We start from the raw sequence: 23,995 nt of genomic DNA on the forward strand, positions 1-23,995 counted from the left end.
CCCTCCTTTTCCATTCTTCTGCAATGAGACTTCTGGATCACCTTAGCCTTTAAAATATTCTTTATAATAGCCGCCAACTTTACCCGTGTTATCAACCACAAAGTAAAATTCGTCTGTTTCATTTTTCAATTCGTATGATTTTCCAGCCGTAAGTGCTCGGTTAACCATATATTTCTTCGCATCGGTATGTATGCATTCAATCGTGCGAATTGTAGGTCGATCAGTCCATGTTTGATGAATCATTGTTAAAACACTCCTTTTATTATCTATGTTCTTATTATAAAGCGATTCCTTTAATTTGCAAACTCTTACCAACCTTTGCGAGAGAATCCTGAAAAATAAAGACTAAAAAGGCTGACCACCGTGGTCAGCCTTTAAATATACGATTATCCTTCAAGTAAAAGAGATTCTGGATCTTCTAGAAGTTCTTTCACCTTAACAAGGAAGCTTACTGCTTCTTTTCCGTCAACAATACGATGATCATAAGAAAGAGCAAGATACATCATTGGACGGTTTTCAAAATTTTCTTGATCAATTGCAACTGGACGCCATTGAACCTTGTGCATGCCCAGTATCCCAACTTGTGGTGCATTTAAAATTGGCGTTGACCAAAGTGAACCAAATACGCCACCGTTTGTGATTGTAAATGTTCCACCTTGAAGATCAGATAAAGCTAACTTGTTATCACGCGCTTTTTTACCAAGTTCACCAATTTGACGTTCAATACCAGCAAAGCCAAGGCGATCAGCATCACGAACAACTGGTACAACAAGACCATCATCTGTCGAAACAGCTACACCAATGTCGTAATATTTCTTAACTAAAATTTCATCACCTTGAATTTCTGCATTTAATAATGGGAAGTCTTTTAATGCGCCAATAACAGCTTTTGTAAAGAATGACATAAAACCAAGTTTCACACCGTTCTTATCAAGGAATGCATCTTTACGACGTTTGCGAAGATCCATTACAGCTGTCATATCAACTTCATTAAACGTTGTTAACATTGCAGCCGTTTGTTGCGACTCAACAAGTCGTTTAGCAATCGTTTGACGACGACGTGACATTTTAATACGCTCAACTGGCTTTGATTGATCTGTCGCAGCAGGTGTTGAAGCTGGTGCTTTCTTCTCTTGTTGCTTAGCAGCTGGTTGTGCAGCAGCTGGCTTAGACTCATAAGATTCAACATCTTGTTTGCGAACACGACCTAGTGGATCAGTCGTAGAAACTGCATTTAAATCAATACCACGCTCACGAGCTAGCTTTCTAGCAGAAGGTGAAGCTAATGGGCGCCCCTGTGAAGAAGATGAAGTTTCTTCTGACTTTGCTTCTACTTTTTCCTCTTGCTTCGTCTCCGTTTTTTCTTCTTTTACTGGTTCAGAAACTTGTTTTGCAGCTGGTGCTTCACCACTTTCTGCGCTTCCATTTTCTTCAATAACAGCAATGACTTCGCCAACTTCAACTGTGTCACCTGGTTCTCTCTTAAATTCTTTAATCACACCAGAATGCTCGGCCACAATTTCAATATTTACTTTATCTGTCTCTAATTCAGCAATATATTCACCTTGATTAATGTGTTCCCCTACTTCTTTCAACCATTGAGCAATTGTTCCTTCAGTAATCGATTCTGCTAATTCTGGTACTTTAATTTCAATCACGGGAAAAAGCCTCCTCTTATTGTTTGCGTGTCAATGATTCTGTTACAATACGTTCTTGCTCTTTTTTATGTGCATATGGGTCACCCTCAGCAGGACTTGAACGATGAGTACGGCCAATATAACTGATTGATACTCCCACAGGCGTGATTTCACGAATTCTTGATTCGATGTACGGCCATGCGCCCATATTTTTAGGCTCTTCTTGAACCCAAGTAATTTCTTTTATATTCTTGTAACGTGCAAAGAGCTCACGAATTTGTTTCTTAGGGAAAGGATATAGCTCTTCAACACGAGCGATATGCAACCAATCCCAATCTTGATCTTCACTCTTGCTAACTCGATCAGATAAATCAATTGCTACTTTACCACTGCAAAAAACAATACGTTCAACTTTATCAGCTTGCTTACCAAGTCCTTCTTGCTCAAACACAGGTAGAAATTCACCCTCAGTAAAGGCATCGTGACTTGAAGCAACGACTTGATTACGAAGCAGACTCTTTGGAGTCATAATAATAAGTGGACGAACAGAATCTTTTTCAAGAATTTTCGCTTGACGTCTTAAGATATGGAAATATTGAGCAGCCGATGTACAGTTCGCAATCGTCCAGTTGTTTTCTGCCGCAAGAACAAGGAAGCGTTCAACACGGCCACTTGAATGTTCAGGTCCTTGACCTTCATATCCATGTGGAAGAAGGACGACAAGGCCAGACTTTTGTCCCCATTTTGCACGACCAGCTGAAATCCATTGATCGAACATAACTTGTGCACCGTTAGCAAAATCACCAAATTGAGCTTCCCACAGTACTAATGTTTCTGGTGCACGAACGTTATAGCCATATTCAAAGCCGACAACAGCCATTTCAGATAATGGGCTATTGTGAACAGCAAAGGAAGCATTCGCTTTTTCAAATATTTGTAATGGCGTAAGTACTTTATCATTCAATCTGTCATGCAAAACAAGATGACGGTGAGCAAAAGTACCACGCTCTGAATCCTGACCAGTTAAACGAATTGGTGTTCCATCATGAAGAATTGTCGCGAATGCTAATGTTTCCGCTAAAGCCCAGTCTATTTTCCCATTTTCTTCAAAGGCTTGTAGACGACGCTTTAAGATTTTCTCTAGCTTTTGGTTCGCTGAAAATCCTTCTGGCCAAGTTAATAACTCTTCATTTATTTCTTTTAGCGTATTAAATGGAACATTCGTTTTCACTTTAGGTAATCCGTTTACGACAACGTCAGGCGGAGCCATTTCAATCACTTGTTTTGACTTATTACCTGCTACTTCGTCGTATTGAGCTTGTAAACTATCTTGAATTTCTTTATCTAATTGATCGCCATAATTTGATTCAATGACTGAGTTTGAAGCTAATTGTTCTGCGTAAATGGCACGAGCTGTTGGGTGCTTACGAATTTTCTCATAAAGACCAGGTTGCGTTACCGCTGGTTCATCCATTTCGTTATGACCAAAACGGCGATAGCCAACTAAATCAATTAAGAAATCCTTTTTAAAACGCTTGCGATATTGAACAGCTAAATGAATAGCTGCCATACACGCCTCTGGATCATCTGCATTTACATGAAGTATTGGAATTTCAAACCCTTTTGCAGGATCACTTGCATATGTAGTAGATCTGGAATCATACGTTTCCGTCGTGAAACCAATATTATTATTTGCAATAATGTGAAGAGACCCACCAGTCTGATAACCCGTTAATCGGCTTAAATTCAGGGTTTCAGTGACAATTCCTTGACCAGGGAATGCGGCATCACCATGAATAAGTATCGAATATGCTTTTGAAACATCTTGTTTAGGAAAGCCTTTTTCTGTTCTAATCTCTTGAGCAGCTCGTGCATACCCTTCGACAATCGGACTTACAAACTCAAGATGACTAGGGTTATTAGCTAGAGAAACGGTGGCTTCAGCTGTATTTTCTTCGCTAATTTGTCGATCAGCACCAAGGTGGTACTTTACATCACCAGTCCAACCATTATTGCCTTCAGCAGGAACCAAATCTTTACTTGGAACATGTAGAAATTCCGAAAAAACCTTCTTATATGGTTTACCAAGTGTATGAGCAAGTACGCTTAATCTTCCACGATGAGCCATTCCTATCATGACATGCTTTGTTCCCTCATGGACAACTTCACGAACTGCTTCATCAAGCATCGGAACAAGAACATCTAGCCCTTCAATAGAGAAGCGCTTTTGACCAACAAACGTGCGGTGAATAAACTTTTCAAAACCCTCTACTTGTGTGAGTCGCTTTAAAAGATTCAGACGTTGTTGTCTCGATAGATTTGGTACATACATGCCTGATTCAACCATTTTAATTAACCATTGACGCTCTTCAAAATCATGTACATGATTAAATTCAAAAGCAAGTGTTTTCGTATAAACCTCTTTTAAATAATTAATTGCATCCAACCCATCTTTTACATGTGCAGGAGCATCGGGACAAAGTAAGTCTACTGGTACTTGTTTTAAATCTTGCTCTGTTAAATCATATTGATCTAAATCAAGCATTTTAGTATCTTTCTTATTCTTTAGAATCGGGTTAATGTCTGAAGCAAGATGACCTTTTCTACGGATCATATCTGCTAGTTTAACCGCACTTACAAATTTCCTCATCATATCATATGAGGCAACAGGAGAGTCTTGGGAAGTAGTTGATTGACTCACTTGAACAGTTTCAGAAATTGGGGGTGGTCCCCATACATCAAATAATTCTCTTAAGTCTTCATCTACAGCTTCAGGATTTTTAGAATACTCTTCATACAGCTCAATTGCCACGCCAAGATTGGGACCATGAAACCCTTGCCATGGTTCTTCCGCTTTGTGCTCCTTGCTTGACATCTGATAAAAACCTCCTAGTTAACTTTTAAGTTAAATCTATGAATGTTCAAACAATATAACGCTTACATGGCTATTTTAACATAATTGTCACATTTATTAAAGAACATATAGAAGTATTCATAGATTTATTTACAACTTATTTTTATTGACAGTTATGATCATAATGGAGAAAGTAATAAGTACGATGTTTACTAGCTCTTCTCCTATAAAGTGTAAAACTTTCCTTATAGAAAATCTAGATATATTAGATGAATTTGTATTTTTTTCACAATCCCATTTATTTCTAAAAAAGGACTGATTGTATGATTACAATAGATCAAGCAAACATGCAAATTATTTCTACATCGTGTCTCAATTGTCAAGATGTCTATTTCAAGCCCCCTTCAGGGGAAATTCCTAAAGTTGGGTGTTGCTCATATAGCCCTACATTCTACCTACTTCAATTAGCAAATATGAGCAAAAAGGAACACTCTTTCGATATCAAATCCATTCTTCAACATCAAGCTGCTCGTGTTGAAGATTATAAAGTGACCGTTTTTGCACATGTACACGAAGCTTATTTTAAAGTTTCCAAAAAATTCCTTACTCAAATGGAGAAAGACGATTTACGTCATTCTTATTCCATTTGTCAATTTTTCAAGGAAAAGAAAGGTTGTATTCTTGACCCTTCTTTTAAAAATTCAGTTTGTCGTTCTTTTATTTGTACAAACATTGAAGAATCATTGCACTATGATCAGCAAGTTGTCCAAGCATTTATCAATGAGATCAGAACAGAAGAACATGGTTTTCAGAAGTATCATGAACAAGTATTAAAACAAAAAGGGATTAATTTACGTGAACATTCAGAGGAAGTTATCGAGTATTTAAAAACAATTTGATAAACCAATTATTTCTTATGATTACCAAGCATAGCGCATCTAATTACTTAGAGTGCTGCGCTTGGTAAAACCAATCTTTTATCTGCTTTTTCTCAGACTCTGTAAATTGAAATAAAGGCGAATCACACCCTTCTTCTTGAAGGACAATTTGTAGTATATTTCCTGACTCTCCAGTTATGACAAGAGCTTCTGGATCTTCAAGCTGATTTGGGATATTCCCTTCAAATTGAACAATATAATGTGTCCAATTTTGAACTTCAAAGGAATTAATGATTTTCATGTTTTCTAATTTACATTCACTATATTGTTCAAATGTTAAGTCAATCATAATGTAGTACGCTCACTTTCATATTTAACTAAACTCATTTTTAAAAAAAATTTTACTATTAGATCATAAATAAAGAAGCCATCAAGCTGAAGGCTTCTTTATTTATAAATACAATTACTCAAAAGAGTTATAAATCGTCACTTCTTCAATTGCTTTACGCGCAGAACGATGTGCTGGACTTGCAGCTTTACCAATCGGCAAGAGCATAACTGGAACAAAACGCTCAGGCACTTTAAAAGTTTCCATAAATGCCTTACGATTAAATCCACCCATTGGCACTGTATCATAACCTTTTGCCTTAGCTGCAAGCATTAATTGCATCGCCGCTAAAGCAGGGTTTAAAAAGGCTTCATCTCGAGGAAATGTTCCTTCACCTTGATAGGCGCCATTAATTTGTCCAACAAGCGTATCTTTTACTTGAGCAGTCATGAAACCATTGTCAACTGCTGGTTGGTAAACACCATCCGCTTCTTTATTTGCTTCTAGATCACCTAAAATCGCTACAACAACAGAACTATCTACGATTTGTTGTTGATTATACGCAATTGGCAAAAGCTCTTCCTTTTTCTTTTGGTCTTCGATAACAAAAAAACGCCAATGCTGTAAGTTCCAAGATGAAGGAGCAGTAGCTGCTGCTGCGAGCATTTCTTCTAGCTCTTCTTTGGAGATTTTAACGTCTTTTTCGTATTTACGAACCGAATGACGCTCTTCCATTGTTTGAAATAAACCAATTTCCTCAAAATGAGTCGTACTTGACATGGTGTAAACTCTCCTTTATATCTGTTTCTTTCTTTATCGTATAGGAAAAGTCATCAATCTGTAAAATCATTTGCTCACGTTAAACGATTTTTCAACAATTTTACCGCTTCTTCAATTTCATTTTTCGTCGTGTATCGACCTAAACTAAAGCGAATTGTCCCTTTTCCTTCATCTTGTGAAATCCTCATCGCTTTTAACACTGGCGATAGTTTGACTTTACCTGAATGACAAGCAGAGCCTGTTGAAGCTGCTATTTCAGGAACTGCCTGTAATATTTCTTCCCCAATCCGATTTGCAAAGCTGACATTTAAGGTATTAGGGAGGCAGGCAGTCGGATGACCATTTAAACGGATTTGATTAGGAAAAGCTTCTTGAAGTAATCGGTAAAAGGTATCCCTTAATGCATGAATCTTACCCATGTTCACTAATTGTTCTTTTGCACTTTTACAAGCTGCTCCGAGTCCTACAATATGGAGGACATTCTCCGTTCCAGCTCTCATACCACTTTCATGCCCTGCACCGTGAATAATAGGGTCTAACTCCACTCCCTTTCGAATATAGAGTGCGCCAATCCCTTTTGGAGCATACAATTTATGTCCAGCAATCGACATAAAATCCACGCCAATGTCTTTCACATTCACATTCACTTTCCCAATTGATTGCGCTGCATCTGTATGAAAGAAAATATTATGCTTCTTAGCTAACTTGCTAATTTCTGCTATCGGCTGTATTGTACCAATTTCATTATTAGCATGCATAACTGTAATTAAAATCGTATCTTTTCGGATTGCCTGTCTGATATCTTCTACAGATACTTGTCCATATTGATCGACATCAACATACGTTACCTTTGCCCCTTTTCTCTTCAGATACTCAAGTGGAGCATGTACCGCTGGATGCTCAATCGTTGTCGTAATAATATGGCTTCCTTTATGTGTGTTGCACTCATATACATTTTTGATCACATGGTTATTTGATTCACTGCCACCACTAGTGAAAATAATTTCGTCAGCTGTCGCTCCAATTAACGCTCCGGTCTGTCTCCTTGCAAACTCAACTGCTTTTTTTGCCTCACTGGCTGCAAAATGAGTCGTTGACGGGTTCCCATAATGACGTGTTAAAAATGGCGTCATCGCCTCGACTACTTCAGGAGCAAGAGGTGTGCTAGCATTATAATCTAAGTAAATTTGTTCCATAGTAACCCCACTATCTTTTATATGATTAAAATAAGTGTACCACGTACTGCAAGATAACTTAGATTTTTTGCTAACGTATAAAGTCTTTCATCTGACAAATACTTATTGTAAAAGGAGTGAAGCGCACATGGAAATGAATTTAGATTCAAATGAAAGTGCTTTTCCTTGCCAAGTAACTGTTGATCCTGAAAATGGTGTCTATACGATTCGAACATTTGATACTAGTGGCCGCACATTTGCAGATGGTCATGCATTACTAGCTTGGGTCAAACGAAATTGGGAGCCGCTGCAGTTTCAGGATCCGACTGTATATTTACATCTACTCCATTCTGTGAAAGAAGAAATTGGAGACTTTCCTTCATAACCTTACAAAGCTTATTATGTCTAAAGATATTAAAAGCCAGTTATGAGTCAATTTCTCATAGCTGGCTAGTTGCGTGCATTGCTTTTGTATGTTCCCCCATATTTAACTTATGGATTATACTATTTCTTTTTAAAGGCAAGCATATACCATCCGCCTTCTTTTACAACTGGGATGACATCCTTTAATTGGAATTTTGTTTGCCTCGCATATTCTTCTAACTCAGACTTAGAAGGCACTGGATACATTTTTTCATGTGCTGACATGAAGCTATTAAAAGCCGAAGCAAAAGCTTGTCCGTGTTTTGATTCTACTAGAGGTGAAATGATAATAAGAAACCCTTTTCGATTTAAACATTGATTTGCCTTCTGAAAAAGCTTAAATCGATCTTCCTCTGAGAAATAATATAATAAATTGTTCATCATTACGACATCATATGATTTGTTGACGTCATATGTATGAATATCTCCTTGAACAATCGATATTAAGGTGCTTTCAACATCCTTTTGTGCTTTTTTAGCAACCTCTTCATCTACTTCTAGTCCACTTAGCTCAATCTTTGGAAATTTAACATGCAAGCGTTTTAAATAACCACCATACCCACAGCCGATATCAAAAACAGATCGAGCATGTAATTTCTTAATGTATTCAGAAATCTTTGGAAACGCTAACGTTTCTAGCAGAGCTGATGTCTGAGCCACCGTATCACCATAATCTGTCTCAAAGAAATTAATGTCTTTTCCTTGCATTAAATCTTTATATGAGAGCATAGTTGGAATATGGAGTTCCATCATCTCTTTTAATAATATTCCCACTGATGCTGGACTTTCCTTAGACACATATTTAACTAGTTGTTTCTTTGCTTTGACTTTACCCTTACGCCCTTCTTTAAGATGTCCAAGTACAATTCCTACTTCTACCCAACGTTGAAGTAAATCTTGATTTAATTCATTCGCTTGTGCAACCTCTTCAACAAGAGCCCCTTTTTGAAAATGAGTAAACAAATCAAGACTGTAACCTAGATGAGCATGCCATGTTGGGAGAAAAGGCTCGTTTCGTTTCATCCATTTTCGTGCATTCCATAATCGCATATATTCGATTAGCATATTCGTTCACCTCATTTATCAATTTGCCATGGATAATCACTGGACGTTGAAAAAATATGTCGTTCAATCTCCTTTTGATGTAACGTCCTTTTCCCAGATGTCAATGCTTTTAAACCATCTAAAGCTTGGAATGGCCACAAACCTGCTCCTGAAATATTAAGCATATGTTTAACATGTAACAACTCTGTTTCAACAAGCTTTTTAATCGCAGCAACTCTCAATTGCTGCCACCCTTTTCCTTGAATACCATACATGTATGCAGACATATGACTAAGCCAAGATAAGTAGTTGACACGCTCTTTTCTAACTGATTCAAACCATTGAAACAAACTGTACTCTGTCGCTTGATTTGTTTCATACATCCAACTAATTAATTCTCCAAGTATATCTGCGTCTTGAATAGCAAGGTTCATTCCTTCTCCAGCCATTGGATGAACACTATGAGCAGCGTCTCCAATGATAATGATATTATCTACAAAATAACGATTGACAGTATGACGGATCGGCATCATAAGTTGAATTTCCTTCCACTTCTTAACTTGTTGAACGTATCCATCAAGCTTAGGCTGAAGTCGTATGTAATGATCATATACAGTTTGGAGACCTTCCTGCTTAAATTGCTTGTATTCACCAGGACGGATCAATAACACTGTTCTCACACGCTGATTTGGTAACGGAAATAAGCCGAGAAAACGAGTTTCATCAGCAATCATCTCACCATGATTCAAATTGGGTGGTGATGGAAAAGAAAAAGTTAAAAAATCATGCTGATATTTCTGCGTTTTTAAGGATACATTTTTACTCTTTCGTATTTTTGAGCCCCTACCGTCTGCCCCAACGATGATATTGGCACTAATCACGACAGTTTCTTCTTCTTTCTTAACGATCGCTTGATGATTTGACTTTAATTCAAGAAAGGTAGCAGGCTGCATAAGATGAAAGCAGTCATATGCTATTGCTTCTTTTAACAGTAATTCTTTCAATCGATTATGCGGTATCATTGCAGCCGATTGAAATAGCGTAGGTAGTTTACGATAAGACATAACGACATTTAACATTTCCTCATTTTTATCATTAAGCTCTTTTGTGATGATTTCTTGAAGTGGATTTACTTCTGGTTTTAAGACAGGAGCCAATCCTAATTGATTGAATATCATCAATGTTTTCGGTTGAAGAAGTTCACCTTTATAAATATGACCAAAGCCTGAATCTCTCTCAACAACCATAACACTAATGCTCTGTTTCACTAATTTGAGAGCAAGGCTTAATCCTGCAACGCCACCTCCAATAATTAATACCTCTACCTTCATACGTACTCACCACCTGTTTAACCATTCCCTCTCGATACTTGACTCAAACAGGTTTTTGGTTGACTGTGTCAATGCTTGATATGTATTCTAAACTAATCAGAGATCTTTACACGATTTATCTATTTCTCTATTAAAATGAAACGTATATAATAGAAAAAGCACGTTTTTAATAAAGGATGGCGTCTTGTGAAAAAATTCTTCTTACTCTTTATTAGTATAGTAATTTGTATGATTGGCGTTGCTGTTTTTAGCTTTACACAAAATGATCAAGTAAGGCAAATGACGTACAAAACATTTCTTGGACAACATCATATTCCAAAAGAGTATGTTCCGATTTATCAAGAAGCAGCTGATCAGTATGAGATCCCGTGGGAGCTACTTGCAGCTGTTCATCGAGTCGAAACCATTTTTTCAACGATGGATCCTATGGTGAGTCCTGTCGGTGCCCTTGGTCCTTTTCAATTTATGCCCCGAACATGGATTGGTTGGACTTATCCTGGAGGACGACTTGGTGAAATTGATGAGGATATTGATCTAACTGATGTCGATTTAATAGCAGAGCATAATGGTTACGGCGTTGATGCAAGAGGAGTCGGTAGGGCAGATCCGTTTGATATATATGATGCAACATATGCTGCAGCGAAGTATTTAGCAGACCATGGTGCAGCGGATGGCGATATTGAAGGAGCTTTGTTTGCCTATAACCAAAGTAATGACTATGTAGAAGAAGTGATGGGGTATTATAAAGCCTATGTAGATCATTATGAGCTTGTTTCTCTACCCGTTACAAAACATTAAACAAAGTCTGATGAATAGATACTTATTTTGCCTGCTTTTAAAAAGGCAAAATAAATATCTATTTTATCAGACTTTTTTCTATGACTATCATGAATTGGATAAGCATATATGTATTGATAAGAGGTGTAGATATGCTCAGCTCATTGGTCGTGCTTCTCCTTTCTATTCTTGTCAGTATAGACGGCTATATCATTGGTTTTTCATTTGGGTTAAAACGAATTCGCGTTCCAATCACGATCGTTGTATTGATTGCTTTATTTTCATCATTTGTGATTTTATTTTCAATGGGGATAGGTCATTTCATTGGAGATATTTTGCCAACAAACGGAATTCAGAGCTTTGCTGGTATATTAATGATTGCGGTTGGTTTTTATAATATGGTCCATGATCTCCCTCTATATCGTCGCTCTTTTTTTCTCATGATTGCCCTGTTCATGAATGTTGATAGCTTTAGTTACGGGATTCAAGCAGGACTCGCTGAGCGTTCCTTAAGCTTTGCACCTATTGCAGGCCTGTTAATATTTTTCGCAATGTTTATTGGAGTCATTCATGGACATGAAACAAAAAACAGGTTCATTCTACGCTATGTTAGACTACTTCCAAGTCTCCTATTTATTTTTCTTGGTTTAAGTAAGATTTTTTTTTGATTTCCTCTCTTCCTTTACAGATGAAACAGCACACTCTAGTCAACCCAACTAGGTGTACTGTTTCATGATGTAAGATCATTTATTTAACGTTTTTTCATCTTGATTCTCTTTTTCCTTTAAAAAACCAATCTTATTTTTCGGTTTACTTGGATCTAGTCGTTTCACCGCCATAAGAAGAAAGCTAATTTGGGAAACATGCTGAATCAGCTCCACTCTACTGCCATTCTCTAATCGACCATAAAAGCGAATCAAACTCGGATCATAGTACCCGATATTTTCAATATGAAATTGGATCGTTTGTCCAAATGAAACAAGTCTGACTCCAACCTCTTGAAGATGATCAAGATTCTTTTCAAACTCACGAATCATATTTACAAGTTTTTCATAATATTGGCTAGCAAGTTCGGGATTTGTCGGGACTAATGCATGATAATCAACCTTATTAATGTCGTTTAATATAGGCACGTTTTTAACATCCATTCCAACCATCCCCCTTTTACGATATATGTAATCTATTCGACAAAAATCTTAAAAGCCCTGCACTGGCGAAATAAAACTACTCCATTTTCAAAAAAATTATAAAATAGCTGTTTTATTATTGGTTGTTTTACTATATACTGGTGAAGAAAATAAAATATCTTGTTAACTAGGGGAGTCCAATAAGTTGGGCTGAGAGAAAACGCGTTGAAGATTTTCGACCCTTTGGACCTGATCTGGCTCATACCAGCGTGGGGAAGTTAGACTATACACCAATAGTTATTACGACTACTTCTACATTTCTAGCCTGGTCCATCCTTTTTTGGACCAGGCTATTTTATGTACTCCCGTATTCCCTTCTATGTTCTAGATCTCGTCCTTATTAAAAATAAGTTTCAGCACTTTAAAAGGAGAGATGAATCATGTCAACATCATCACTTAACGAAAAAAACATTTCCATCATGTCTAGTTTTTCAGGTAGTAAGAAAGTGTACGTAACAGGCTCAAGACCAGATATCCAAGTGCCAATGCGCGAAATCGAGTTAAGCCCAACAACTGGCTCATTTGGTGAGGAAGAAAACCCTCCCCTTCGTGTTTACGACACAAGTGGTCCTTACACAGATCCTAACCATTCTGTTGATATTACAAAAGGTCTTCCAGCATTAAGACATAGATGGATTGTCGAGCGCGGTGATGTAGAAGAATATACAGGTCGTGACATTAAGCCTGAGGATAATGGATATAAGGATTTAGAAGATCCACGTGCAAATCATAACGTTTTTCCACGCTTGCAACGTAAACCTTTACGTGCAAAGGCAGGAAAGAATGTAACTCAGCTTCATTATGCAAAGCAAGGCATCATCACTCCTGAAATGGAATTTATCGCAATTAGAGAAGGTATGGAGCCTGAGTTTGTAAGAGAAGAGATTGCAAGAGGACGTGCCATTATCCCAAATAATATTAATCATCCAGAATCAGAACCAATGATTATCGGACGTAATTTCCACGTTAAAATTAATGCGAACATTGGAAATTCTGCGGTATCTTCTTCTATTGAGGAAGAAGTAGAAAAAATGACTTGGGCAACTCGCTGGGGCGCTGACAACATTATGGACTTATCAACGGGTAAAAACATTCACACAACGAGAGAATGGATTATTCGTAACTCAGCTGTTCCTGTTGGGACTGTGCCAATTTATCAAGCACTTGAAAAAGTAAACGGTGTTGCTGAAGATCTAACATGGGAAGTGTACCGTGATACATTAATTGAACAAGCTGAGCAAGGTGTTGACTACTTTACGATTCACGCTGGTGTATTACTACGCTACGTTCCATTAACAGCAAAACGTATGACTGGTATCGTATCACGTGGGGGCTCCATCATGGCTCAATGGTGTTTATTTCACCACCAAGAAAACTTCTTATACACTCACTTCGAAGAAATCTGTGAGATTATGAAAACGTATGATATTGCCTTCTCACTTGGTGACGGATTACGACCTGGTTCGATTGCTGATGCCAATGATGAGGCTCAATTTGCTGAATTAGACACACTTGGTGAGTTAACACAAATTGCTTGGAAGCATGATGTTCAAGTCATGGTTGAAGGTCCAGGACATGTACCGATGCATTTAATTAAAGAAAACATGGACAAACAATTAGAAGTTTGTAAAGAAGCACCTTTCTACACACTAGGACCACTAACAACTGATATTGCACCAGGTTATGATCACATTACATCAGCAATTGGTGCAGCAATGATTGGTTGGTACGGAACAGCGATGCTTTGTTATGTAACGCCAAAAGAGCATCTAGGTCTTCCAAATCGTGATGACGTTCGTGAAGGAGTTATCACATATAAGATCGCAGCCCATGCTGCTGACTTAGCGAAAGGCCATCCTAGTGCATATAAGCGCGATAACGCTCTATCAAAAGCCCGTTTTGAGTTCCGTTGGAGAGATCAATTCAATTTATCCCTCGATCCTGAACGTGCTATTGAATATCATGATGAAACATTGCCTGCTGAAGGTGCAAAAACAGCTCATTTCTGCTCAATGTGCGGACCAAAGTTCTGTAGCATGAGAATTTCACAAGATATTCGCGATTATGCTAAAGAAAACAAGCTTGATACAACAGAAGCAATTGAAAAAGGAATGAAAGAGAAATCAGAGCAATTTAAGGATATTGGCAGTAAGATTTATCAATAACTTTCTTGGGAGGTTTTGATATGAAGGTCGGTCAAATTGAAAAGGAAATTGATCAACTAGAATGGAATCTTGCTCTTCTTAAAAATCGCTTAACAATGATTCAACAAAACTGTAATCATCAATTTAAAGGCGATCAAATCTCGCAAAAATGCGTGAAATGTAATAAAGTTAATGTCTTATATTATTAAGCAAAATAGTAGAAAAAACTGCCTGGGCTTCAAAATGAAGTCGGGCAGTTTTTTTAGTGAAAAGGAGAGCATATGGACCTCCATCTATTAAAAGATTGTATTAAACATTCACTCTAACTCTACTATGCTCTTTTGCTACAGAAACTTCGTAGTAATACTCTTCTTCCTCATCTACACGATCGACAATAATTAACACATCTTCAAATGAAACAGAATGATTCTCTGTTTGATTATCGACCATAAACTTAATAATTCGCTCAATCTCATTATTAATTTTCGTATTCAACTCTTCTTCCGTTATTCGTTTATTTCTACTACACTCATGAAACTCTATTGGATAGTTTGGTAACTTCATCATAATCCTCCACTCATCATATATAGTTTATTATATTACAAAATAATGCTACATCTCTAGAGGTATTATGATCGTTTATCAAAACTAATTTTTCTTGCAACTATCCTTTTATCATAGTTTTATACAATGACCATCATTTATTATCTATTTTGGGTTTTCTATCCTATAATCATCACTATTTTCTTTTATTTTTTATATCTCACATGTTTGTCATTCAAGCGGGAATGATATGTATATCTATAAAATAAGGAGAAGATCCTCATGGATTACAAAATGTTTAGTGCATTTAATCGGCTGGCGGGGCGTTATTCTTTATTAGATATGTTAATGATATTGATATCAAATAAAGTTCATTATATGTTTATTTTTGTGTTAATAAGCATGTTATTTGGTAATCGTTCACACAAAAAAGTTGCCTACTCCTCGATTTCATCTGCAATAGTTACTTTGTTCATTAGCTTTGTAATTAAATTGTTCTCTTTTAAATACCGTCCCTTTGTGAAACATCGTGTTGGCATACTCCTTCCCTCAAAAACGGACTCCTCGTTTCCGAGTAAACATACTCTACTAGTTTTTGCTATTGCTACTTCAATCTTTCTTCGTGAGCGTGTTCTCGGATCAATCTTATTGGCGATATCTACACTAACGGGATTTTCACGAATATGGGTAGGTCATCATTATCCATCTGATATTATCGGAAGTGCTTTTATTAGCAGCATGACCGGCATCATCATGAACAAAACTTTTAAAAATAATGCTTCATAGGATAAGGGATAAGACAAATACTTTGAATACTTTTAAATTGTTAAGGAAACGATATCACATAACGAATGTAAGGAGGTCACTCTAATGAACACACAACGTGCACAGGAAATTATTGATTCACCTGTTACGGTCGATGTCACCTACAAAGGTAAACCAATCTATATTCAGAATGTAAACGGAGATAATGAAACAGCGCGAATTTTTCCTCTTGATGAACCTGAAAATGAACAAGAGGTTCCTTTAACTTACTTAGAAGAACACGAAAGTTAGAATTCCAAAGATAAAACACCGTTAATTTTACTTGACGGTGTTTTAAGGATGATGAAACAACTGGGAAAGAAGAAATGAACGGATTACATCTAACTAATTAATATTTAGTAAATATATGATCGATGTCCATTCCCTTTTAAACAAAACTTGGGACTTAAAATTTTAAACTACGTCGATAAACCTCTATGTTTAATAAATTTATTTCCTAACATGTAAAAAAGGATTATGGTCCGTTTCTTTGCCAATTGTTGTTACACCATCATGTCCTGGTAATACATATGTATCATTAGGCAATGTTAAAAGCTTGTTATGAATACTTTTTAGAAGCTGTTGTTCTTGACCGCCTTTTAAGTCCGTGCGGCCAATTCCACCTTCAAAGAGCGTATCTCCAACAATAATAAAGCCATCCTCCTCAAAATAAAAGCTGACACTACCTGGAGAATGACCAGGGGTTTCAAGCAAATAAAATTGGAATCCTTCAATTGAAAGCTCTCCCTCTTTTGTAAACAACTGATCTGCATGTTTCACAATAATTGGCTGAACACCTTCAAAAATAGCTGAACCATTTAATGATGGGTTCGGCAGCCATTTCTTTTCGGCTTGGTGAAGATACACAGGTATACTGTATTCTTCACGGATAGGATCAACTGCACCAATATGATCAAAATGTGCATGAGTAAGCAGGATCGCTTTAGGTTGAAGTCGCTTTTTTTGTACAAACTGAATAATTTTATTTTTCTCTTCGCCAGGATCGATGATTAAACATGACCCCTCATTGTTATAGACAATATACGCATTTGTTTGAAGCGGCCCTAGTGGCAGCTGAATCCATTCCATTATGTCACCTCTTAATCACCATTGTATCATGTGATTAGTTTACTACTTAAGAGCTATTAATTATATCATTTATGAGCTTCGTCTTGCTGTTTCTTTTATCTTGACGAACCTGAAAATGAATAAAATGTTCCAGTATCTTATTTAAAAGAATAGTAAAAATAGAATTTCATATGACCCCTTCCCACTCTTTTAATATTTTTTTGTAAACTCACAAAAAAGATTCTTTGATTTATCTTTACAAATACTAAAAAACACCGCCTAATTACTGACGGTGTTTTGCAAATTATGATTTCCCTGCTTTAAAAACACTTCACTTTTATACGATCTCATTCTTAGTTAGTTATTCATATATTCAATCTGATGTTATTTTAAAACTTTCTCTAGAAAGCTAAAATCAATTAATCCTTCTAAATCATCTGAATTCGAGTAACCCGCATCTTTACTGATTGTTGCCATTTCTTGAATAACCTCTTCATTAACTTCATACGTCACTGTTAAGTTTTCCATTGCAGCAGCCAATTCATCTAAGTCGATCTCTTTTCCTGTTAATTTCTTTAAATGGTTGACTACAATTTCTTGGCTTTCAACTGGCTCATTCTGAATAAACTGTACTGCTTTAATATGTGCCTGTAAATATTTCTCTACATATTCAGGATGTGATTCTATAAGCTCCTTATGCGCTACAACAACTGTACTTGTCGATTCTTTCCCCCACGCAAACTCATCCCAATCTAATAACGTACGTCCACTCACTTGGCTTTCTAATACTTGAGCCCATGGCTCTGGTATAGCAGCACCATCAACATCCTTTTGTACAAATAACGTTGTTGTATCAGCTGGTGCAGCACTGATCATTTCTACAGTACCTCCATTATCACTTGTCTGTAAATTTACATTTTGGAGAGCTTTGCGTAGCATAATGTCTTGCGTACCTCCAATTACTGGAATGGCAATGCGCTTACCGTCTAAATCGGCAACCGTCTGAATATCACTATCACTGCGCACAACAAGAACGGCCCCGCCATTTACAGCACCAGATATAATATGGTAGGAAGGATCTTTCAAATAAAAATTCATCGCAGGACCAGGTCCAACTGTACCGATTTCAATTGCGTTAGTAGCCATACCTTCCATAAATACACCACCGTTATTAAACGTTTGTGCATTAATTTCAATGTCCTCACCAAATGCTTCAGCAAAAAAACCTTTTTCAAGTGCAACAATAGTTGCTACGTGAGTTAAGTTAGGAAAATAGCCAATCTTCACTTCTGTTTTTTCACCTGTTGATGTTTCACCTGAACCGCAGCCAGCAAGAATAATACCAAGTAAGGCAAATAATGTATAAAACGTTCGTTTTTTCATCAAGTATTCCCCCTTTTCACTCTTACATGTATGTCCGTTAAATTTCCTATTTTTATTGAATAGATCATTCTGTTCTAAATTTAAAAAGACAAGATTATTCACAATCGGTTCAAGAGATACAATAACGATCATAACTAAGATGACAAAACCCACTTATTAACGTACATGATCTATTTTAAACCATTGACCTGCCCAAATAATCTCTTTGTCGCATTAATCAAGACAATCACATTTACCTGATCTAGATCTAGTAATTTCACCAATCCTTTTTGTTAGGGAAAAACGAATGATTTTTGTTTTACGTTTAAATTTCCACCACCTATTCTTAGTAAATAGATAAGTTTTATATGTTTTATAGACTTTATAATATTTAAATCAAAATGCTTTGTCAAGAAATTTCAGTTTTATCTTTTTTAAATTAAATATTGTTACTTAATCTTAATATCTTTAAGATTGTAACTGAATAGACCATTCACTTTAAACACTTGTCCTATTACAGTTATAAGGTACTTCGTATAGCGATAATTAATTTCGTCTTGCTATGTATTATGAATAAGAAAAAAAGACCACTCTTTTGAGTAGTCTTAAGCAAATCCAAGATAACTATTTGATGATTTCTATTGATGAGATATGAGATGGGTTTATCATAATTGTTCCTTCTCTGCTCAACTGGACTAGGTAGTTTTTTATAACTTTAACACTGCCCCCCATTGGAATTTCATTAATATCATAAAAACTGTTTAAAAAACTGTCCGCAGAATAACCAATTTCATTTAACAAGTATTCTTTTCCACTATCCATGATTATTTTAACCTTCATCATTATCCCTCCCTAGCCCATACATCACTTTATTCGCCATCAAGAATGTAGCATGTGTATGTCTTAGATCACGAAGACGGATTTTTTGGAAGTCCCAATTGCTCTACGATCACTTTGAAAGCTCGTTTAAAGTTATTCCGATGCACTCAGCTTCCGTTTTTCGTACATACCATTAAATCGTATGGAAGGTATTCATCTGCCAATACCGTTTTTCCCCGAAAAATGCACTTATGATGTGCTTTCATGCTGTCCAAAAGAGCGTCATGGACATAGAAAACTCTCAGAGCGGTATTGGTCTTCCATTCATTTACAAAGCCATACACGCTATTCTCGTCGATCTTACTAAGTGGTTTTCGAATGAAGATTCGGTTACCTTCAAATTCAATGTCACTCCACCGCAAGCCAAGAACCTCACCCATCCGCATACCTGTCTGAGTGGAAATACTGACGCCGATAAAGTGTCTTGTTAAGTTCAATACTCGCTAAGGAGCGTTTGAAAACAACATCATTTCATCCGCTGTCTCTACGCGAAGCTTTTTCGGCATTCTTGGCAATGAAATATCGTCTATCATTGACTTGTTTAAGATGCCTTTCTGAGAAGCCTTATAAAGGACTTCTGCCTCAATGCCCTAAGTAGCTCGGATTGTCGTTGGAGAGAGTTTAAGCTCTTCATGAAGTTTCTGATTGTAAGCTTGAATGATTGATTCTTCAAACTCACTCATTCGCACTTACCCGATATACGAAACAAGGTTGTAGCGGATTTGCTGCTCATAATTTTGAACTGTACTCGGCTTCAACTTAATTTTCTTTGCGTTGAACCACTGTTCTAGATACTTACGAAAATGAATGTCTAAAATCGCATCATTTTTTTATCTAAAGTTACTAATCTACTGGAATTAAGGTTGTTGAATCACCTGGAAGTAAAAGCTGAGGGATTTGATTGAGCCTATGGTTATAAACATCAATTTCCCAAATTAAATCAAAACGATCCGCAGGCCAAACTGTTGGTACATTAATTGCACCAAGAGCATCAGCAAGAATAGGGATATAGGAATGGCTCCAACAAATCAAAACCGTTTGACTTTGAAAGGACGGATTAGTGAGTATTTCTTTGGCTACGTCCTTCACTTCAAATTTTAAATGAACGGTGTTAATGGCTAATGCTTGATTAATATAAAGTAATACCTTAATAAGAAGAGGAATAATTGTTTGTATTTTCCTCTCACTTAAATCTGCTGGACCAGAACCAGCTGCGTATACGGCTTTCATTTGGGGATATTTTTTAATTAATAAGTCAGCCAGAAGCTCCGCCCTTAATTTTCCACTTTCGTTTAATCCATTTTCTTTTTCAAATTCGGGCTTTTCTGCATGACGGAAAATAATGATTCTCGAAGGACCTTTCATAGTGATTCACTCCTTTTTTAATGACCATTGTTATTAAAAAGTATGATGATTAACTTGTTTTATGAAACGTAACAGATTTACTACCTTCAAAAATATTGTATTAATTGCATGGTTTTTAATTGGAACGATGAAACTTTAATAACATTAGCACCCTTGTTTTTATCACTGATACGTTTTATTTCAGTTCTTTTCTCCCATTCATGATAAAACTTCACATTGCTCATATGTAGATTACGTCTAACATTTTTATTTTTTGTAAGGTACTTCGTATAGCGATAATGAGTTTCGTCTTGCTATGTATTATAAATAACAAACAAAAAGACCACTCTTTTGAGTAGTCTTAAGCAAATCCAAGATAACTATTTGATGATTTCTATTGATGAGATATGAGATGGGTTTATCATAATTGTTCCTTCTCTGCTCAACTGGACTAGGTAGTTTTTTATAACTTTAACACTGCCCCCCATTGGAATTTCATTAATATCGTAAAAACTGTTTAAGAAACTGTCCGCAGAATAACCAATTTCATTTAACAAGTATTCTTTTCCACTGTCCATTATTATTTTAACCTTCATCATTATCCCTCCCTAGCCCATACATTCGGCAAAAGGAAGAAAATTCCCTTCAATAAACTACTTATGGTGTAAAGAAATAAAAAGCACCTGCCACTAATATGTGACAGGTGCAGCAAAAGAATTATGATGAAAAAATTATCTGTTATCAATCGTCTCTGGATACATATCATGATTCATTAAACGGTGCTCTGCTATCTTCTCATATTTCGTCCCAGGCTTCCCGTAGTTACAATACGGATCGATTGAAATCCCGCCCCGAGGCGTGAACTTGCCCCACACTTCGATATAGCGTGGGTCCATCAGTTCGATTAAGTCATTCATGATGATGTTCATGCAGTCCTCGTGGAAATCACCGTGGTTACGAAAACTAAATAAGTACAGCTTTAGTGACTTACTTTCGACCATCTTCACATTAGGGATATAGCTAATGTAAATTGTCGCAAAATCGGGTTGATTGGTTTTTGGACATAGTGAAGTGAATTCAGGGCAATTGAATTTCACGAAATAATCACGGTTTTGGTGCTTGTTTTCAAACACTTCTAAAACGGATGGATTATATGAGAAATCATATGTTGTTCCCTGATTACCAAGTAGACTAACGCCTTCTAATTCTTTTTCATTTCGACCACTACTCATAGCTGGATTTCCTCCTTCTTAAACGCCGCGCTTATTTCCCCAAATTAAAGTGTGAAGCTGCGGCAACACTTTCGCATCATTCATTATTACTGACTTCGTTGCTTGCTCAATTAACCATTCATATCGCTTTAAAAGCTTCGACACTAACGATGCATCGTCCGTTGATGAAATATCCTCGTTCCCAATCTGCAAGAAAAATGGTACTTCAGGATATCGCTCATGGATCATTTCGGCATATAAAAAATCTTCTTCATTAAATATGACAACCTTTAAACTAAAATATGAATTCGCATTTGTTAGCTCTTCGATATAATAATCAAGTTGTTTAACATTCGTTTTCATCTTTGAACTTGGTGGCTTTGGTGAGATTGTTACATCATCAATTTTCGTCATCCACTCTTGCCAAATTGACCCTTGTGTTTCGATTGCCACCTTCCAACCATTTTCATGACACAAGTCCACAAGCTGATCAATTCCTTTATGAAGTGCTGGATTCCCACCTGAAATCGTTACATGCGAAAAAGCGTCGCCTCCGATTTCCTTTAGCTTAGCGACGATCTCGCTTGCTTCCATAGCCGTACTTCTTGCTGATCCGTCCCATGTAAAGCTCGAATCACACCAAGAACAAGAGTAATCACAGCCACCTGTGCGAACAAACATTGTCTTTTGTCCAATGACCATTCCTTCACCTTGAATCGTCGGACCAAACACTTCCATAACCGGGATTTTCATTTTAATTCCTCCGGTTTTGGACGGTATACGACATAGCTTGTCGGCGTTTCACGAACGACGACTTGTAGACATTTTGGCTTATTAGCCTGTGTATTTAACTCTTTTTGAATGGCCGACCAAATTTGTTCAGCCACTCGTTCAGTTGTTGGAAATACTGCCTTGTACTCAGGATGATCATTTAAGACTGAATGATCATAGCGTTTATGAACAATATCTTTTATTTTTTTGAAGTCAACAAGAAATCCAAGTCCATCAAGAGTATCGCCACCAATTGTAATATTAATGAAATACGTATGACCATGCATATGCTGGCATTGACCAGCATCTTCACTTGGAATAAAGTGAGCTGCAGCAAGATGCATGTCTTTATTTAATTCATAGCGATAAGAGTGCTGGACTTGTGGGTAAAATTGCTGCATCATAAGCTACCACCTCCTTGCTTTTGTGCAAGATAGGAATCTAACCCTTGCTTCCGTAGCTTACATGCTGGACATTTTCCGCACCCATCTCCACGAATTCCTTCGTAGCAAGTAAGTGTCTTCTCTCTTATAAACGAAAGAGCACCTAAATCATCAGCTAGTTTCCACGTTTCCGCTTTATTTAACCACATTAATGGTGTGTGAATGACAAATTGTTCTTCCATAGCCAAGTTTAATGTGACATTCAAAGATTTCACGAAGACATCCCGGCAATCGGGATACCCGCTAAAATCTGTCTCACAAACACCTGTGATAATATGTCGAGCCCCGATTGACTGAGCATAGACAGCTGCAAATGATAAAAACAGATGATTTCGGCCAGGAACAAAAGTCGACGGTAATTCTCCGTTCTCCCCTTCTTTGACTTCTATATCACTGCGAGTTAATGCATTTGCAGATAACTGATTAATAAGCTTCATATCTAAAACGTGAAAAGAAACGCCTATTTCTTCAGCAATTTCACGTGCACATTCAATTTCATATGAGTGACGCTGTCCATAATCAAATGTGACAGTAGCGACTTCTTTAAATTGTTTAAGCGCCCACAATAAACATGTCGTACTATCTTGTCCGCCGCTAAATACGACAACCGCCTTTTCATTTCTCATGTCTCATTTCTCCTTTTTTGTCTGGCATTCGCATATACTCATGCCTTACCATGAGAACGAGCATTCGATAAACTCCTAAATTGGTATATCAGTTCTTTTGATACAGTCAATCATAATTTACATTTCTTCGGATAAACTATACAAACAACTTTTATCGGTAATCATTGCATGAACTGATTAATGTCTTCATAAATGACAAGAAAACTGTACTAAGCGCACAGTTTACACCTTAGTTTTTTATAGAGGGAGTTTGCGAACCTCTTTCTTTTTTATTCAAATTCTATAATAGCATAATAAACATATGTAGGGCTATTCTTTTCACTTCTTCAAAATCTTTGGTAAGATATGAGTGATACATCCACTTTTATACATAGAAATGAGGAATG

29 protein-coding genes and 2 riboswitches are annotated in these 23,995 nt (G+C 36.8%); of the genes, 8 read left to right on the forward strand and 21 right to left on the reverse strand.

The genetic code is table 11. The features are described 5' to 3' along the window. Positions 1–42: 42 nt before the first annotated feature. The 3 genes from IQ10_RS04510 to IQ10_RS04520 form a co-directional block, all read right to left on the reverse strand. Positions 43–243: a DUF6501 family protein gene (locus IQ10_RS04510; protein ID WP_144449284.1), complete on the reverse strand. Its 201-nt coding sequence runs from the start codon at positions 241–243 to the stop codon at positions 43–45. A 143-nt stretch (positions 244–386) separates the two neighbouring features. After that, positions 387–1,658: a 2-oxoglutarate dehydrogenase complex dihydrolipoyllysine-residue succinyltransferase gene (gene odhB, locus IQ10_RS04515; protein WP_144449285.1), complete on the reverse strand. Its 1,272-nt coding sequence runs from the start codon at positions 1,656–1,658 to the stop codon at positions 387–389. Positions 1,659–1,674: 16 nt separating this feature from the next. Then, the gene (locus tag IQ10_RS04520) at positions 1,675–4,512 is read right to left on the reverse strand and encodes a 2-oxoglutarate dehydrogenase E1 component (RefSeq protein WP_144449286.1); all 2,838 of its coding nucleotides are present in this window, start codon (positions 4,510–4,512) and stop codon (positions 1,675–1,677) included. Between the two features lie 302 nt (positions 4,513–4,814). On the opposite strand from IQ10_RS04520, the gene IQ10_RS04525 reads away from it, so the two are divergent. Then, positions 4,815–5,390: a hypothetical protein gene (locus tag IQ10_RS04525; protein WP_144449287.1), complete on the forward strand. Its 576-nt coding sequence runs from the start codon at positions 4,815–4,817 to the stop codon at positions 5,388–5,390. A 43-nt stretch (positions 5,391–5,433) separates the two neighbouring features. On the opposite strand, the gene IQ10_RS04530 is transcribed toward IQ10_RS04525, so the two are convergent. The 3 genes from IQ10_RS04530 to IQ10_RS04540 form a co-directional block, all read right to left on the reverse strand. Next, the gene (locus IQ10_RS04530) at positions 5,434–5,718 is read right to left on the reverse strand and encodes a type 1 glutamine amidotransferase family protein (protein ID WP_144449288.1); all 285 of its coding nucleotides are present in this window, start codon (positions 5,716–5,718) and stop codon (positions 5,434–5,436) included. A 114-nt stretch (positions 5,719–5,832) separates the two neighbouring features. Continuing rightward, on the reverse strand, positions 5,833–6,477 hold the full coding sequence (locus IQ10_RS04535) for a nitroreductase family protein (RefSeq protein WP_144449289.1): 645 nt from the start codon (positions 6,475–6,477) through the stop codon (positions 5,833–5,835). Positions 6,478–6,551: 74 nt separating this feature from the next. Continuing rightward, the gene (locus IQ10_RS04540; RefSeq protein WP_144449290.1) at positions 6,552–7,673 is read right to left on the reverse strand and encodes a cysteine desulfurase family protein; all 1,122 of its coding nucleotides are present in this window, start codon (positions 7,671–7,673) and stop codon (positions 6,552–6,554) included. 127 nt (positions 7,674–7,800) lie between these two features. Here IQ10_RS04540 and IQ10_RS04545 point away from each other — a divergent pair, with 127 nt between their 5' ends. After that, a complete protein-coding gene (locus IQ10_RS04545) occupies positions 7,801–8,037 on the forward strand; it encodes a hypothetical protein (protein WP_144449291.1) in 237 nt (78 codons plus the stop codon). A 119-nt stretch (positions 8,038–8,156) separates the two neighbouring features. Here IQ10_RS04545 and IQ10_RS04550 read toward each other — a convergent pair whose 3' ends face one another. Next, positions 8,157–9,140 (reverse strand): class I SAM-dependent methyltransferase, encoded by a 984-nt coding sequence (locus IQ10_RS04550; RefSeq protein WP_144449292.1) that lies wholly within the window; start codon positions 9,138–9,140, stop codon positions 8,157–8,159. Between the two features lie 11 nt (positions 9,141–9,151). Continuing rightward, on the reverse strand, positions 9,152–10,450 hold the full coding sequence (locus IQ10_RS04555; RefSeq protein WP_144449293.1) for an FAD-dependent oxidoreductase: 1,299 nt from the start codon (positions 10,448–10,450) through the stop codon (positions 9,152–9,154). Between the two features lie 186 nt (positions 10,451–10,636). Between IQ10_RS04555 and IQ10_RS04560 the strand changes: the two genes are divergently transcribed. Then, complete coding sequence (locus IQ10_RS04560; RefSeq protein WP_144449294.1) at positions 10,637–11,248, forward strand: lytic transglycosylase domain-containing protein; 612 nt, start codon at positions 10,637–10,639, stop codon at positions 11,246–11,248. A gap of 131 nt (positions 11,249–11,379) precedes the next feature. Further along, positions 11,380–11,895, forward strand: a complete 516-nt coding sequence (locus IQ10_RS04565; RefSeq protein WP_144449295.1) for an MntP/YtaF family protein — start codon at positions 11,380–11,382, stop codon at positions 11,893–11,895. A gap of 75 nt (positions 11,896–11,970) precedes the next feature. Here IQ10_RS04565 and IQ10_RS04570 read toward each other — a convergent pair whose 3' ends face one another. Next, on the reverse strand, positions 11,971–12,375 hold the full coding sequence (locus tag IQ10_RS04570) for a DUF6173 family protein (RefSeq protein WP_144449296.1): 405 nt from the start codon (positions 12,373–12,375) through the stop codon (positions 11,971–11,973). Positions 12,376–12,533: 158 nt separating this feature from the next. Continuing rightward, a riboswitch (TPP riboswitch) is annotated at positions 12,534–12,647 on the forward strand. Between the two features lie 147 nt (positions 12,648–12,794). On the opposite strand from IQ10_RS04570, the gene thiC reads away from it, so the two are divergent. Together thiC and IQ10_RS04580 are read left to right on the forward strand one after the other, a co-directional pair. Continuing rightward, complete coding sequence (thiC, locus tag IQ10_RS04575) at positions 12,795–14,579, forward strand: phosphomethylpyrimidine synthase ThiC (RefSeq protein ID WP_144449297.1); 1,785 nt, start codon at positions 12,795–12,797, stop codon at positions 14,577–14,579. 20 nt (positions 14,580–14,599) lie between these two features. Next, complete coding sequence (locus tag IQ10_RS04580; protein ID WP_144449298.1) at positions 14,600–14,767, forward strand: serine protease; 168 nt, start codon at positions 14,600–14,602, stop codon at positions 14,765–14,767. Positions 14,768–14,867: 100 nt separating this feature from the next. On the opposite strand, the gene IQ10_RS04585 is transcribed toward IQ10_RS04580, so the two are convergent. Then, positions 14,868–15,122, reverse strand: coding sequence for a hypothetical protein (locus IQ10_RS04585; RefSeq protein WP_144449299.1), 255 nt, complete (start codon positions 15,120–15,122; stop codon positions 14,868–14,870). A gap of 261 nt (positions 15,123–15,383) precedes the next feature. On the opposite strand from IQ10_RS04585, the gene IQ10_RS04590 reads away from it, so the two are divergent. Both IQ10_RS04590 and IQ10_RS04595 read left to right on the forward strand, forming a co-directional pair. Continuing rightward, the gene (locus IQ10_RS04590) at positions 15,384–15,887 is read left to right on the forward strand and encodes an undecaprenyl-diphosphatase (RefSeq protein WP_144449300.1); all 504 of its coding nucleotides are present in this window, start codon (positions 15,384–15,386) and stop codon (positions 15,885–15,887) included. A gap of 84 nt (positions 15,888–15,971) precedes the next feature. Continuing rightward, a complete protein-coding gene (locus IQ10_RS04595; protein ID WP_144449301.1) occupies positions 15,972–16,157 on the forward strand; it encodes a small acid-soluble spore protein H in 186 nt (61 codons plus the stop codon). Between the two features lie 198 nt (positions 16,158–16,355). On the opposite strand, the gene IQ10_RS04600 is transcribed toward IQ10_RS04595, so the two are convergent. The 11 genes from IQ10_RS04600 to queC all read right to left on the reverse strand — a co-directional run bounded on the left by IQ10_RS04600 (position 16,356) and on the right by queC (position 23,609). Next, positions 16,356–16,994 carry an MBL fold metallo-hydrolase gene (locus IQ10_RS04600; RefSeq protein WP_144449302.1) on the reverse strand — a complete coding sequence of 213 codons (639 nt, stop codon included), beginning with the start codon at positions 16,992–16,994 and terminating at the stop codon, positions 16,356–16,358. A gap of 363 nt (positions 16,995–17,357) precedes the next feature. Further along, positions 17,358–18,356 carry an ABC transporter substrate-binding protein gene (locus IQ10_RS04605; RefSeq protein WP_144449303.1) on the reverse strand — a complete coding sequence of 333 codons (999 nt, stop codon included), beginning with the start codon at positions 18,354–18,356 and terminating at the stop codon, positions 17,358–17,360. A gap of 603 nt (positions 18,357–18,959) precedes the next feature. Next, a complete protein-coding gene (locus IQ10_RS04610; protein ID WP_144449304.1) occupies positions 18,960–19,175 on the reverse strand; it encodes a hypothetical protein in 216 nt (71 codons plus the stop codon). 146 nt (positions 19,176–19,321) lie between these two features. Continuing rightward, a complete protein-coding gene (locus IQ10_RS18705; protein WP_144449305.1) occupies positions 19,322–19,651 on the reverse strand; it encodes a tyrosine-type recombinase/integrase in 330 nt (109 codons plus the stop codon). Between the two features lie 252 nt (positions 19,652–19,903). After that, positions 19,904–20,032 carry a tyrosine-type recombinase/integrase gene (locus IQ10_RS18710; protein ID WP_144449438.1) on the reverse strand — a complete coding sequence of 43 codons (129 nt, stop codon included), beginning with the start codon at positions 20,030–20,032 and terminating at the stop codon, positions 19,904–19,906. Between the two features lie 25 nt (positions 20,033–20,057). Then, positions 20,058–20,579, reverse strand: coding sequence for a hypothetical protein (locus IQ10_RS04625; RefSeq protein WP_144449306.1), 522 nt, complete (start codon positions 20,577–20,579; stop codon positions 20,058–20,060). 359 nt (positions 20,580–20,938) lie between these two features. Beyond that, positions 20,939–21,154, reverse strand: a complete 216-nt coding sequence (locus tag IQ10_RS04630) for a hypothetical protein (protein WP_144449304.1) — start codon at positions 21,152–21,154, stop codon at positions 20,939–20,941. 135 nt (positions 21,155–21,289) lie between these two features. Then, complete coding sequence (gene queF, locus IQ10_RS04635; protein WP_144449307.1) at positions 21,290–21,790, reverse strand: preQ(1) synthase; 501 nt, start codon at positions 21,788–21,790, stop codon at positions 21,290–21,292. A gap of 18 nt (positions 21,791–21,808) precedes the next feature. Further along, positions 21,809–22,522, reverse strand: a complete 714-nt coding sequence (gene queE, locus IQ10_RS04640; protein ID WP_144449308.1) for a 7-carboxy-7-deazaguanine synthase QueE — start codon at positions 22,520–22,522, stop codon at positions 21,809–21,811. Then, entirely contained in the window at positions 22,519–22,944 is a 426-nt protein-coding gene (gene queD, locus IQ10_RS04645; protein ID WP_144449309.1) for a 6-carboxytetrahydropterin synthase QueD, read from the reverse strand. Before queD ends, queE begins: the two co-directional genes overlap by 4 nt. After that, positions 22,941–23,609, reverse strand: coding sequence for a 7-cyano-7-deazaguanine synthase QueC (gene queC, locus IQ10_RS04650; RefSeq protein ID WP_144449310.1), 669 nt, complete (start codon positions 23,607–23,609; stop codon positions 22,941–22,943). The genes queD and queC overlap by 4 nt, the downstream gene beginning before the upstream one ends. Positions 23,610–23,832: 223 nt before the next feature. Continuing rightward, positions 23,833–23,876, reverse strand: a riboswitch (PreQ1 riboswitch). Between the last annotated feature and the right edge of the window lie 119 nt (positions 23,877–23,995).

This window comes from Halalkalibacter nanhaiisediminis (assembly GCF_007830185.1).
In the GTDB taxonomy this organism is placed as follows: Bacteria; Bacillota; Bacilli; order Bacillales; family Bacillaceae_D; genus Halalkalibacter; species Halalkalibacter nanhaiisediminis.